The organism is Neisseria sp. DTU_2021_1001991_1_SI_NGA_ILE_055 (genome assembly GCF_032342915.1).
Taxonomy (GTDB): domain Bacteria; phylum Pseudomonadota; class Gammaproteobacteria; order Burkholderiales; family Neisseriaceae; genus Neisseria.
In genome coordinates this window covers 1,322,015-1,335,568 of record NZ_CP135440.1, presented here as the reverse complement: position 1 = coordinate 1,335,568, position 13,554 = coordinate 1,322,015, and the positions used below count along the sequence as shown (strand labels likewise).

The 13,554-nt window shown below is 51.0% G+C and carries 9 protein-coding genes; 3 read left to right on the top strand and 6 right to left on the bottom strand.

Going from position 1 to position 13,554, the window contains the following annotated elements:
- The first annotated feature begins 3 nt into the window (after positions 1 to 3).
- Both secF and RRV97_RS06225 read left to right on the top strand, forming a co-directional pair.
- On the top strand, positions 4 to 939 hold the full coding sequence (secF, locus tag RRV97_RS06230) for a protein translocase subunit SecF (protein ID WP_003686183.1): 936 nt from the start codon (positions 4 to 6) through the stop codon (positions 937 to 939).
- Between the two features lie 324 nt (positions 940 to 1,263).
- Positions 1,264 to 2,145 carry a carbohydrate kinase gene (locus tag RRV97_RS06225; RefSeq protein WP_315611032.1) on the top strand — a complete coding sequence of 294 codons (882 nt, stop codon included), beginning with the start codon at positions 1,264 to 1,266 and terminating at the stop codon, positions 2,143 to 2,145.
- Between the two features lie 79 nt (positions 2,146 to 2,224).
- On the opposite strand, the gene RRV97_RS06220 is transcribed toward RRV97_RS06225, so the two are convergent.
- From RRV97_RS06220 to rimP, 5 genes are all read right to left on the bottom strand, one after another.
- Positions 2,225 to 2,782 (bottom strand): nitroreductase family protein, encoded by a 558-nt coding sequence (locus RRV97_RS06220; protein WP_315611031.1) that lies wholly within the window; start codon positions 2,780 to 2,782, stop codon positions 2,225 to 2,227.
- Between the two features lie 111 nt (positions 2,783 to 2,893).
- Positions 2,894 to 5,632, bottom strand: a complete 2,739-nt coding sequence (locus RRV97_RS06215) for a calcium-binding protein (RefSeq protein WP_315611030.1) — start codon at positions 5,630 to 5,632, stop codon at positions 2,894 to 2,896.
- A 349-nt stretch (positions 5,633 to 5,981) separates the two neighbouring features.
- The gene (gene infB, locus RRV97_RS06210; protein WP_315611029.1) at positions 5,982 to 8,864 is read right to left on the bottom strand and encodes a translation initiation factor IF-2; all 2,883 of its coding nucleotides are present in this window, start codon (positions 8,862 to 8,864) and stop codon (positions 5,982 to 5,984) included.
- A gap of 11 nt (positions 8,865 to 8,875) precedes the next feature.
- A complete protein-coding gene (gene nusA / locus RRV97_RS06205) occupies positions 8,876 to 10,381 on the bottom strand; it encodes a transcription termination factor NusA (RefSeq protein ID WP_036493524.1) in 1,506 nt (501 codons plus the stop codon).
- Between the two features lie 27 nt (positions 10,382 to 10,408).
- The gene (gene rimP / locus RRV97_RS06200) at positions 10,409 to 10,840 is read right to left on the bottom strand and encodes a ribosome maturation factor RimP (RefSeq protein WP_003745685.1); all 432 of its coding nucleotides are present in this window, start codon (positions 10,838 to 10,840) and stop codon (positions 10,409 to 10,411) included.
- Between the two features lie 343 nt (positions 10,841 to 11,183).
- Here rimP and serC point away from each other — a divergent pair, with 343 nt between their 5' ends.
- Positions 11,184 to 12,290 carry a phosphoserine transaminase gene (gene serC / locus RRV97_RS06195; RefSeq protein WP_315611028.1) on the top strand — a complete coding sequence of 369 codons (1,107 nt, stop codon included), beginning with the start codon at positions 11,184 to 11,186 and terminating at the stop codon, positions 12,288 to 12,290.
- Between the two features lie 63 nt (positions 12,291 to 12,353).
- Here the strand turns inward: serC and RRV97_RS06190 are convergent, their stop codons facing one another.
- Positions 12,354 to 13,547: an LD-carboxypeptidase gene (locus tag RRV97_RS06190; RefSeq protein ID WP_315611027.1), complete on the bottom strand. Its 1,194-nt coding sequence runs from the start codon at positions 13,545 to 13,547 to the stop codon at positions 12,354 to 12,356.
- Positions 13,548 to 13,554 lie beyond the last annotated feature (7 nt).

Here is a 13,554-nt window from a genome sequence, read left to right as displayed (position 1 = left end):
AACATGGAATTATTTAAAATCAAACGCGATATTCCGTTTATGAGCTACGGCAAACTGACGACTTTTATTTCGTTGGTTACGTTTATCGCCGCCGTGTTCTTTTTGGTAACCAAAGGTCTGAATTTCTCCGTCGAATTTACCGGCGGTACGGTGATGGAAGTCCAATATCAGCAGGGCGTGGATGTGAATAAAACACGCGAACGCCTCGATACGCTGAAAATGGGCGATGTACAGGTTCAGGCATTGGGTACGAACAAGCACATCATGATCCGCCTGCCGAACAAAGAAGGCGTAACGTCTGCCCAGCTGTCCAACCAAGTGATGGATTTGCTGAAAAAAGACAATCCTGACGTTACCTTGCGCCAAGTCGAATTCATCGGCCCTCAAGTCGGTGAAGAATTGGTCACCAATGGTTTGATGGCATTAGGCTTCGTGGTGGCAGGTATTATTATTTACTTGTCCATGCGTTTTGAGTGGCGTTTTGCAGTATCGGCGATTATTGCGAATATGCACGATATCGTGATCATTCTCGGCTGTTTCGCCTTCTTCCAATGGGAATTCTCATTGACTGTCTTGGCAGGTATTTTGGCAGTTTTGGGTTATTCCGTGAACGAATCTGTGGTTGTGTTTGACCGTATTCGTGAAAACTTCCGCAAACCGCATATGCGCGGCCATACTGTTCCGGAGGTTATCGACAACGCGATTACCGCTACCATGAGCCGTACCATCATTACCCACGGTTCGACCGAGGCAATGGTTGTTTCTATGCTGGTGTTCGGCGGTGCGGCCTTGCATGGCTTCTCTATGGCGCTGACCATCGGTATTGTGTTCGGTATTTACTCTTCCGTATTGGTTGCCAGCCCGCTTTTGCTGATGTTCGGTTTGAGCCGTGAGAACATTGCCAAAGAAGTGAAGAAAAAAGAAGAAGTGGTAGTTTAATCGCTGCAATACTTCGATAAAGGCCGTCTGAAAATTGATTGAATCAGTTTTCAGACGGCCTTTTGTATTTAAATTTCAGAATGTTTTATTTTGATGAAATCAGAGGGGATAAATGTGAAAGAAAAAGAAAAAATAGGAACAATATAATTTTGTGATGAATCAAGTTTATTGTCTGATGTCCCCTTAATTGCTTGTCAGTCCCAATATTTTAAAACATAATACTTTTGCCCCCGATGCTGGAGTTTTACTACAAGTACATGATTTGCAAAAAATCTGTCGGGTGTGCAGACCCTGCCAATCAACCTCAAATAAGGAAGGTTAAGAATGAAAGTAACCAGTTTCGGCGAAGTGCTGTGGGACGATTTTCCAAACGGAAAAGTATTGGGTGGCGCCCCCTTGAATGTTGCTGTCCGTTTGCAGTCTTTGGGTATCGATGCTGCCATCATCAGCCGTCGCGGCGATGATGCCGATGGCGAGGAATTGCTGCGCCAGGTCCAAAGCAAAAACGTCAATACTGATTATTTGCAGGTTTGCCAAGAATGCGCGACCAGTTTGGTAAAAGTACACTTGGACAAGTCTGGCAGTGCGTCTTATGAGATTGTTTATCCTTGTGCGTGGGACAGAATTGCGAATAATAATGCGGCAATCAAGCGAGTGGCAGAATCCGATGCGTTCGTTTTTGGCAGCTTGGCAACCCGTGACGAGGTTTCGCGTAAAAGCTTGGACGCTTTATTAAAAGAAGCCAAATTCAAAATTTTTGACGTTAATCTGCGCAAGCCGCATTACGATATTGACCGCTTGTTGGAGACCATGAAACAGTCCGATATGGTCAAACTCAATGATGATGAGCTGTATGAGTTGGCTGCGGCTTACGGCTCTCCTTATCACAGTATCGAGCAAAATATCGGCTACCTTGTTAAGCTGACCGGTGTCAAAATCTTGTGTGTGACTTTAGGCAGCCATGGAGCGGTTTTGTATAAGGACGGCGAGGTGTACCGCCATTGTGGTTTCCGCGTTAAAGTGGTGGATACTGTCGGTTCGGGCGACAGCTTTCTTGGCGGTTTGACTTACAAATTGTTGAACAATGCTCCTCCTCAAGAAGCCATTACTTTTGCTTGTGCGTTGGGCGCGTTGGTTGCTTCGCGTCATGGTGCAACGGCGGATATTTCTTTGGAAGAAATTGAAGCGTTTATGAATCCGGCTTGATGCTTCGATAATAGATATAAAAAGGCCGTCTGAAAAACCATTAAATCAGGTTTTCAGACGGCCTGAGTATTTTCAGGCTTTACCAATAAGTGGTAAAGCATTCCAGGTTAGTATTTTTCGGGCCGCCGCCTTCTTCTGTCGGCGAGCCAATCATCATCAGGCCGATGATTTTGTCTTTGTCGGTACACTCAAACGCTTCGCGCAACAATGGGCTGTTGACCCACATGCCTGTAATCCAAACATTGTCGAAGCCCTGGGCTGATGCGGCCAGTTGTAATGCGTAGGCAGCGCATCCGGCAGTCAGCATTTGCTCCCATTCGGGTTTGGGTTTTGCCACTTCACGGTTTGGCACGAATGTAACGCCGATAATCATGGGCGCCATGTTGCCGACGCGTTCGGCTTTTTTCATGGCGTCATCGCCGAAGTTGAGTTCGGTAACGGTCTTGCTCAAAAGCTCGCGGAAACGTTGCAAGCCGGTCTCGCTTTGAATCACAGTAAAGCGGTAAGGGCGCATATTGCCGTGATCAGGAACTTGTGTTGCCGCTTGCAGCATTTGTTCCAGTTGCTCGGCATTGGGTGCCGGAGCCGTCAGTTTTTTGGAAGAGCGACGTGTGGTCAGAAGATTTAAGGCATCCATGTTTTATTCTCTCTTGTGAACTTGAATGAGAATAATTATATAGCGGAAAGATAAATAAATCAGCAAAAGACTGAGGCCGTCTGAATTCAGGTTTCAGACGGCCTTTGGGTTTTACAGGATACCGTTGTTTTGCGTATTTTCAGTAATCAGTGCTTTGCTGATTTCGTCGGCGGTGTAGCTCTTACCGCTTTCAAATACAAAGCTGTCGATATTATTGTTGGCAATATCATGGATGGTCAGGGTTTCGCCTGTATCTTTGATGGTTAAGACCCAATCATTGCCGGTTTTCAACTGTAAATCTTTCAGCGTCAGCCCTTCTTTGAAACGGACTTGGGTATCGCTGCCACCATACGGATTAAAGGTGTCGTTGCCGCTGCTTCTACCAAACATGATAACGGTGTTGTCGGCACCCGGGTCGGTAATGGTGTCGTTGCCGCCGGCCGTATCAACGATGTTGATGCCTCGGCCCAAAGTAATGGTTTCATCGCTGCGGTTGCCCCTGTATTCGACAACAGAAGTATAACGCGACAAATCTAAATCGCTGTTGTCACTATCGGCATGGATGGTGTGGTTGAAGTTGTTGTACACATCCCGGTTGAGTTCTTCAACGGGTTGGCCGGTGTATTGGACGATGTTTTTGTTGCCGATCATGTGCGGGATAGACAGTTTGAAGTGGTTGATCAGTTCGCCCGTGCTGTATGAGGCATTGCCGTCAAACTGAAACTCGGAAATCGCCCCATAAATACCGCTTTGATTTTTGATGGTCAAAACATCGTCTGTGCCTTTGATGTGGATATGCCAAGTGTCGCCATCCAGCAGGGGGGGAGATACAAATTGGTTGCTGTCGGGCAGGTCGGCAATATCGGTTTTGTCGTAACCTTTTTCAACGGTAATTTCAAGGTCGTCAAGGGTAATGCCGCCGCTAAATTTCACGGTGTTGGCGTTGAGCGTGTGCAGGCCGGCCTCGTTGTCGAAACCGAAGTTGTAGTCGAAAATGGTGTCGTGTCCGTAACCTTTTCCGAAAACATAGGTGTCGTTGTGTTCGCCGCCTTCCAGATAATCATTGCCTGCGCCGCCGTCGAGTAAGTCTGCGCCTACATGGGCATAGAGTTTGTCGTTACCGTTGCCGCCGTAGAGTTTATCGTCGGAAGCGGGTTCGTTGCCGTAATAGGTTTCGCTGTGTTCGCGCAAGATGTCATCGCCATCGTGGCCATAGAGGATGTCGCGGCCGTCATTGCCACCGTCGATTTCATTGTTGCCTGCATCGCCATGCAAGGTATCGTCGCCGTTTGTACCGACAAATTTGATGGTTTCGGCTTTCAGGGCTTGGAAGGCTTGCTGGAACTGCGCGGCAGTGTAGGTTTGGTCGCTGAACTGGAAACGGTCGATGGAAACGCTGCCATCTGCGCCGATTTGGTTTTGAATCAGGGCTGAACCTTGCTCCGACGTAATTTCCCAGCTTTGACTGCCGTCGTCATTATGAATGGTCTTCAGGTTGAGCTTGGTATTGTTCAGACCGTCTGAAAACTTGAGGGTATTGATGCCTTGGTTGTCGATAATGGTATCGTTGTCGCCGTAGATATAGGTATCGTTTCCGGCGCCGCCTTTCAGGATGTCTTTGCCGTTGCCGCCCACCAAAACATCATCGCCAGCATCGCCATTGATGGCATCGTTACCATCGCCGCCATCCAGATAATCGTTGCCGTCGCCGCCATTGAGGTTGTCGTTGCCGCCCATGCCGTAAACGGTATCATCACCGCGTCCGCTGTTGAGGCGGTTGCGGCCTTCGTTGCCGGTCAGGATGTTATTGCTGTTGTTGCCGGCGGCAAAAATATTGGCCGAGCCGGTCAAGGTAACATTTTCAACGTGGGTGGCAGCAGTATATGAAATGCTGCTGAATACGGTGTCTTCGCCGCCACCAGCTTGTTCGATAACCACGTCTTTTGCGTTATCAACATAGTAAGTGTCATTGCCGTCCCTGCCTTCCATGATGTCGGCACCGGCTTTGCCGTCGATAATATCGTCGCCGGATGTGCCGATCAGGTGGTCATTGCCGTCGCTACCATTGATAGTCTTACCGCTTTCGGTATGCTCAGTCAGGGAAATATCGAAATATTTGGCAAAGCTGTTTACATCCAGTTTTTGTGTGCCGATGATGAATTGGGAGACTGCCGGCGTTGTACCGTTTTGCGTGTATTGGTTTTGGATGGTTAAAACGGCATTGCTGTTTTTCACGGCAATCAGCCAGTCTTGACCGCCGGTTTCGTTGTTTCGGACTTCGACGGTTAAATTGTTAAGGCTCAGGTCGGTATGGAAGCGGATGCTGTTGTGGCCTTGGTTGTCGATGATGGTGTCTTGTTCGCTTTTGGCAGAGAAAAGGTAGGTGTCGTCGCCTTCGCCACCCTCAAGCACATCGTTGCCTGCTTCGCCGTTGAGGGTGTCATTGCCTGTTTCGCCGAAAAGACGGTCGTTGCCTTCGCCGCCGTTGATGAAATCGTTGCCGCCGCCGCCGTAAACGATGTCGTCGCCGCGGCCGCTGTTGAGTCGGTTGCGGCCTTCATTGCCGATGAGGATGTTGTTGCTGTTGTTGCCTGCGCCGAAGATGTTGGCCGTACCGGTCAAAACAAGGTTTTCAACGTAGTTGGGGAGGGTATAGCTGACGCTGCTGTAAACCGTATCATCACCGCCGTTTGGGTCTTCAATGATTGTATCGTCGCTGCGGGTGACATAATAAACGTCATCCCCGGGCGTGCCTGTGGTTGTTTGGGCAAGGAGGGAAGGTTGTAATTGCTCTGCATGTCGTAATTCAAATTGCGCATTGCGGATGCGGGTTGCTTTTTCGGTTGTCATGATATTTTCTTTAGATATTGATGAGAGTAACAAGGAAGTAAACGTATCCGGCATATGGCCGGTATTGCTTAATTTGTATTGTGTTTAGGCTATATATACTAGTGCCGAAATTTGATAAAAACAACAAAAACATTAAGATATGACAATAATTAGAGAGCCTTGTCGGGCCGTGTTTGCCGTCCCTTCTTTTACTAAATGGTTTTGCCTTGTTTGATTGTTTTGTGCCTTCTATACCACACATTGATTTCTATAGTTTCAAACTATGAAGAGTGTAAAAAGGCCGTCTGAAAAAAAGAAGCAGGTTTTGCATTACAAAACCTGCTTCTGATTTTTCAGACGGCCTGTCTGATTACAGTGTACGGGCAACTTCGACGATGTCGAAACATTCGAGTTGGTCGCCTTCCATAATCTCGTTGTAGCCTTTGATCATCAGACCACATTCGAAGCCCATGCGGACTTCTTTGACATCGTCTTTGTAGCGTTTCAAAGAAGACAGCTCGCCGGTATGGATGACCACGTTGTTGCGGATGAGGCGGACATGGGAATCGCGTTTGACCACGCCGTCGGTAACCATACAGCCTGCAATGTTGCCGACTTTGGAAACGGAGATGACCTGACGGATTTCGACCATACCGGTTACTTGCTCTTTCTCTTCCGGAGAGAGCATACCGCTCATGGCGGCTTTCACGTCGTCGATGGCATCGTAAATGATGTTGTAGTAACGGATTTCCACGTTTTCATTTTCAGCCAGTTTGCGTGCGGAAGCATCTGCACGGACGTTAAAGCCGATGATGAATGCGCCGGAAGCGATGGCCAAGTTGACATCCGATTCGGTAATGCCGCCCACGCCGCTGTGCAACACGTTCACTTTCACTTCGTCGGTGGACAGTTTTTTCAGGCTGCCCGCCAAAGCTTCGTAAGAACCTTGTACGTCTGCTTTGATGATGACCGACAAGGATTGGGCTTGGTTTTCGCCCATGTTGTTGAACATGTTTTCCAGTTTTGCGGCCTGTTGTTTGGCCAAGCGCACGTCGCGGTATTTGCCTTGACGGAAGAGGGCGATTTCGCGCGCTTTTTTCTCGTCGGCCAACACCATTGCATCTTCGCCTGCATTCGGTACGTCGGACAAGCCGAGGATTTCGACAGGGATAGACGGACCGGCTTCGTTAATGGCTTTGCCGTTTTCGTCAACCATCGCACGGATTTTACCGAATGCAGTACCGGCCAGCAGCATATCGCCTTTTTTCAGCGTACCGCTTTGCACCAAGAGGGTGGCAACCGCACCGCGGCCTTTGTCCAAACGTGCCTCAACGATGATGCCTTTGGCTGGTGCATCGACAGGGGCGGTCAGTTCCAAAACTTCGGCTTCGAGCAAGACGGCTTCGAGCAAGGCGTCGATATTGATGCCTTTTTTGGCGGAAACGTCAATAAATTGTACATCGCCGCCCCATTCGTCCGGCACGACTTCGTGTGCGGTCAACTCTTGGCGGATGCGCTCTGGATTGGCAGCTTCTTTATCGATTTTGTTGACGGCAACTACCATCGGCACGCCCGCTGCTTTGGCGTGGGCAATGGCTTCGATGGTTTGCGGCATCACGCCGTCGTCGGCTGCTACAACAAGAATCACGATGTCGGTTGCTTTCGCACCGCGCGCACGCATGGCGGTAAACGCTTCGTGACCCGGAGTATCCAAGAAGGTAATCACGCCGCGCGGGGTTTCAACATGGTATGCACCGATGTGTTGGGTAATGCCGCCCGCTTCGCCTTGTACCACTTTGGCGCGGCGGATGTAGTCCAGCAGGGAGGTTTTACCGTGGTCGACGTGACCCATGACGGTAACCACCGGCGGACGCGGCAATGCTTCGGCTTCCACGGCTTCTACGCCTTCATCCAAGAATGCCTCTGGATCGTCGGCAGCAGCAGGTTTGCCGATGTGGCCGAGTTCTTCCACCACAATCAGGGCGGTGTCTTGGTCAATGGATTGGTTGATGGTGACCATCATGCCCATTTTCATCAGGGCTTTGACCACTTCCACACCTTTAACAGCCATTTTGTGCGCCAAATCGGCAACGGTAATGGTTTCGGGAACCAAGACTTCGTGAACGACAGGTTCGGTCGGTGCTTGGAAGGCGTGTTGGTTCGGCTCGAGTTTGAGTTTCTTGCCTTTTTTACCGCTGCGTACACGCTCGTCGTCGCCGTTGCGTGCATTGTTGCGGTCGCGACCGCCTTTGCCGCCTTTGCCTTTGGCGTTGCGGCCTTGGTTCTCTTCGTCACGATCGCGGCGGTCGTCTTTTTTATTGCGCGCGTTGTGTTCGGATTTGCCTTCGCCGGTTGAGGCTTTGGTTTTTTCGGCAGATTTGTTGCGTTCGCCTGATTTGGATTTGGCTTCTTTGGCAGATTTTGCTTCTTGTTCGGCCTGTTGTTTCATGGCTTCGCGGCGTGCTTGACGCTCTTGTTTTTCTTTCAACAAAGCCTCTTGATGCGCACGCAGGGCGGCGGCACGACGGGCTTCTTCATCGCGTTGAGCCTGTTCTTCCTCGCTGACGACAGGTTGTGGTACGGCAGGCGCGGCAGGTTTGGCTGCCTTTTTCGCCTCTTTGCCTTTACCGCCTTTGTCTTGTTTGGCTTTGGCAGGTTTTTTGGCTTCGGCCGGTTTTTCAGATTCAACGGATTTTTCAGACGGCTTGTTGTCTGCTTTGGCTTCTACTTTAGCTTCTGCGGCTTCAACCGGTTTGGCTTCTTCTTTTTTGGCTTCGGCAGGCTTGCTTTCTGCTTTTGGTGCGGCTTTGGCTGCTTTCAGTCTGGCTGCTTCGGCCTCTGCTTTGGCGCGGGCTTCGGCTTTTGCGGCTGCTTCAGTTTTGGCTTTTTCTTCGGCAGCTTTGGCGGCTGCTTTTTCTGCTTCGGCTTTTTGGTTTTCAGCCGCTACTTTGGCTTTGGCTTCCGCAGCCAATTCTTCGGAAGAAGGAATGGTAACGGCACGGCTGCGGCGGCGTGTTTCCACTTTTACGCCGTCAACGGTGCTGACTTCGGTTTTTTTGCGGCGGATGCTGATGGTGCCGCTGTTGCTGCCGTTTTTCTTTTGCAGGTAAGCGGTCAGCAGTTGTTTGTCGTCAGTGGTCAGGCTGTCATTACCGCTGTTTTTGTTGACGCCGGCTTCTTTCAATTGTTTAAGCAAATCATCGACGGGGCGGTTTAGTTCGGCGGCAAATTGTGCTACGGTTGTATTACTCATTCAGTACCCCCTTAGTTGTTTTCTTCAGTAAACCAGTGTTCGCGTGCAGCCAAAATCACTTTTTTGGCTTCTTCTTCGTCAACACCGGTAATTTCGACCAATTCGTCAACAGACAATTCGGCCAGATCGTCGCGTTGGGTCACGCCTGCTTCGGCAAGCTTGCGCAACATATCGGAATCTACGCCGTCCAGATTGCGCATGTCTTCAGACACTTCACCCAGTTTTTCTTCTGCGGCGATGGTCATGGTCAGGATGGCGTCGCGTGCGCGGTTGCGCAGGGTTTCAACGATTTCTTCGTCAAAGCCTTCGATGGCGAGCAATTCTGCCGCCGGAACGTAAGCCACTTCTTCCAATGTGGCAAAACCTTCTTCAACCAAAATATCGGCGGTTTCGTCGTCGATGTTCAAGTGGGTAGTGAAGAGGTTGCGGATAACGGCGTCTTCGGCGGCATTGCGCTCGTCGGCTTCTTCAACGGTCATGATGTTCAGCTGCCAGCCGGTCAGGATGGAAGCCAGACGGACGTTTTGACCGCCGCGGCCGATGGCCAGCGCCAGTTGGTTTTCATCAACAATCACGTCAACGGCGTGTTTGTCTTCGTCAATCACGATGCGGCTCACTTCGGCAGGAGACAGCGCGTTCATCACGAATTGGGCTGGCTCGGGAGACCACAAAACGATGTCGATGCGTTCGCCGGACAATTCGTTGCTCACGGCGTTGACACGCGAACCGCGCACGCCGATACAGGTACCTTGCGGATCGATACGTTGGTCGTTGGCTTTAACGGCAACTTTGGCGCGTTGGCCTGGGTCGCGTGCTACTTCGCGGATTTCCAACAGGCCGTCTGCAATTTCAGGCACTTCGTTGGCGTAGAGTTTGGCCAAGAAGTCGCCGCTGGTACGGCTCAAAATGACTTGTTTGCGGCCGGTATTGCCGATTTCGTCCACACGCAGGAAGAGGGCGCGGATGCGGTCGCCGCTGCGGAAGTTTTCGCGCGGAATCATTTCTTCGCGCGGAATCAGGGCGTCAAGTTTGCCCGCGACGACTTCAACGATGATGCCGTGGCGCTCGACGCGTTTTACGGTGCCGGAAACAATGTCTTCTTTAGAAGCGAGGAATTCGTTCAGGTTTTGCTCGCGCTCGGCATCGCGGATGCGTTGCAGGATGATTTGTTTGGCAGTTTGCGCGGCTTGGCGGCCAAAGCCTTCGTTTGGCAACTGTTCTTCGTAGTATTCGCCGATTTGGATGGTGGTGCCGGGAATTTCTTCTTGGATTTCCTCGATGGTTTTTTCTACGTCGGGGTAGGTGTAGTCTTCATCGGCAACAATCAGCCAGCGGCGGAAGGTTTGGTATTCGCCGGTATCGCGGTCGATTTCGACGCGCACGTCCATGTGTTCGCGGTCGGCTTTTTTCTTGGCGGCAGTAGAGAGGGCGAATTCAAGGGCTTTGAATACGACTTCCGTTTCAACGTTTTTTTCACTTGCCAGCGCTTCGGCCAGCTGTAACATTTCGCGACTCATTTTCTAGAATCTCCAAGTAATCGGTTTTTAAAATTTAAATTCGGGGCGCAAACGGGCTTTGTCGATGTTGCTCAATTCGATTTGGGCGGTTTTGCCGTCGAAAGAGACGGTAACGATGTCGTTTTCGCAAGATTCGATGCGGCCGATGAAGTTTTTCTGACCATCAATCGGCAGGCGTGTTTTGATTTTGGCGTTCTGGCCGGCAAAGCGCACGAAATCGGCGGCTTTTTTCAACGGTCGGTCAAGGCCAGGGCTGGAGATTTCCAAGCGTTTGTAGTCGATGTCTTCAACCATAAACACGCGGCTCAGATGGTTGCTGACAGTGGCGCAGTCTTCGACGGTGATGCCGCCTTCTTTATCAATGAAAATGCGCAAATCGCCTTGCGCGGTCAGTTCGAAATCGACCAGCTCGTAGCCCAAGCCGGGCAGGGTTTTATCAAGAATGCTTTGAATATCCATGCTTCTCCAGAAGTACATAAACAAAAAAATGGCCGCGCGGCCATTTTTCGTGTGATTTGAAAAATTGGCCTATTATAACTGTTTTCCAGATAAAAGAAAAGCGTTGATTTGGCGTGGATTTTTTGAAGTGATTGCTTAAATGGAAGGGGTGGGGATGAGGCCGTCTGAAAAGGGAATTGTTGACAAGTTTTGATGTGGCTTTTCTGAAATTTTTTTGGAAAACAAAGAATTGGTATTGCTTTGTTTTCAGACGGCCTTGGATTTCTTGATTTTTCGTGCTTGCACAATGTGCAAGGCGGTTCTACAATTTCTTCATACCCTCCGAATAAGAAAGATGGCCGCTATGTCCGCACACCCGATTTATAATTTTTCCGCAGGTCCTGCCGTATTGCCGGAAGCCGTATTGCGTACCGCGCAACAGGAAATGCTCGACTACAACGGTACGGGTTTCCCCGTGATGGCGATGAGCCACCGTTCGGATATGTTTTTGAGTATTCTGCATCATGCCGAACAAGACTTGCGCCAGCTTTTGAATATTCCGTCCAACTATAAAATCCTGTTTTTACAGGGCGGTGCGACCACGCAATTCAATATGGCGGCTATGAATTTGGCACATGGTTTTGCGACTGCCGATGCGGTGGTAACGGGCAACTGGAGCCGTATTGCCTATGAACAGATGAGCCGTTTGAGCAATGCCGAAATCCGTTTGGCCGCGCATGGCGGCGAGCAATATGCCTATAAAAACCTGCCTGCGGTTGAGGATTGGGATGTCAACCCGAATTCCGCGTTTGTTCATTTTGCGATTAATGAAACCGTAAACGGCTTGCAGTATCAAAACGTCCCCAAACTTTCAGACGGCCTGCCGCCGCTGGTGTGCGATATGTCGAGCGAAATTTTGTCGCGTGAGTTTGATGTATCCGATTACGGCCTGATTTATGCCGGCGCACAAAAAAATATCGGCCCTGCCGGTGCGACTGTGGTCATTATCCGCGAGGATTTACTGGAGCGTTGTCCGAGCGATATTCCCGATGTGTTCAACTACCGTTCGCACATCAACCGCGACGGTATGTACAACACGCCGTCCACCTATGCGATTTATATGTCGGGCTTGGTGTTCCGCTGGCTGCAAACGCAGGGCGGTGTGAAGAAAATTGAAGCGGTCAATCGAATGAAGGCGCAAACCTTGTATGAGGCGATAGACGGCAGCGGCGGTTTTTACATCAACGATATTCATCCTGATGCGCGTTCCAAAATGAACGTGGTCTTCAAAACCGCAAGCGAGGATTTGGACCGCCGCTTTGTGTTGGAAGCCGAGTTGCAGGGCTTGTGCCTGCTCAAGGGCTATAAAACCGTCGGCGGTATGCGCGCCAGCATTTACAATGCGATGCCGCTTGAAGGTGTGAACGCGTTGGCCGAATTTATGAAAGATTTCCAACGACGTTACGGTTAAGATGAAGATATAAAAAGGCCGTCTGAAACTGGGTTTCAGACGGCCTTTTGATTTGGACAAGCCTTATTCGGTCACTTCTTCAGTAATGCTGTCGCGGTAAATAGTGCTGTCGTAAGTCGGAACAGGAGGCGGCAGCAGGCTGTCGAGTGTCAGCGCGGACGGGTTCAGCGTAGGATAGCCACTGAAGGTTACGGAATAACCGCCGTTGCCGGTACTGCGGACTTTGGCATGCGCGCCCAACGGGAAAGTGGTTTTGTTGGTGATGTGGCCGAATGGGAAGCCGGTCAACACAGGAATCTTGGCGGTGCGCGAAATGTGGTTGACGACGGCGGAGAAGTCGTAGCTGGAGTCGTACACGTCGCGGATGGTACCCATGCGGAAATCGCCGAAGATGATGGCGCGTTGTTTTTGCAAAACACCTGACAGATAAAGCGTATTGAGCATACGCTCGATGCGGTAAGGCTGCTCGCTGACGTCTTCGATAAAGAGGATGCCGCCTTGAATATCGGGCATGTAAGGCGTACCGGCGAGGGAGGCGAGAACGCTGAGGTTGCCGCCCCACAATGTGCCTTCGACGTTGACATCGGCGCGTTGGATGGTCGGAACATCAACGATGTTGACGTTGTTGGTCGTGCCGCGGATGAAGGAATCCATAGTAAAGACGCTGGGGTCTGCTTTGCCGAATTCGCTGTACACCATCGGGCCGGCAAAGCTCATCATATTGCCTTTGGCCAACAGGGCGAGTTGGACGGCGCAAACGTCGCTGAAGCCGAAGAACAATGTGCCGCGTTCGCGCATTCTGGCGCCGAGTGAGGCAAAGTCGATTTGCGGCAGGATGCGTGCCGCGCCGTAGCCGCCTCGCAGGCCCATCAAGACTTTAGGCGTTTCAACGCGGCCGCTGGCAACGTCTTGGAAGTCGGCGGCGCGTTGGGCGTCGCTGCCGGCAAAGCGTTGGTAACGGCGGCTGCCTGCCTGTTGGTTGGTTACGGTAAAGCCTGCGTTGTAGAGGCGGGTCAGGCCGGTGGTCACGCGGGTGGGGTCTTCGGCGAAGCCTGACGGCGCAACAACGCGCAGGAGGTTGTCGCCGGAACGTGGCGGATGGGGTTGCTTAGGTTGCACGGTTTGGGCTTTCGCGGTGGTGGAAGTAGTTTTGGTTTGCGGCGTGGTTGTCGTGCCTGTGCCGCAGGCTTGCAACAATCCTGCGCCTGCCGCGGCAGAGCAGGTGCGCAGGAAATGGCGGCGCGTGGTGGAAGTCATTGAGGTT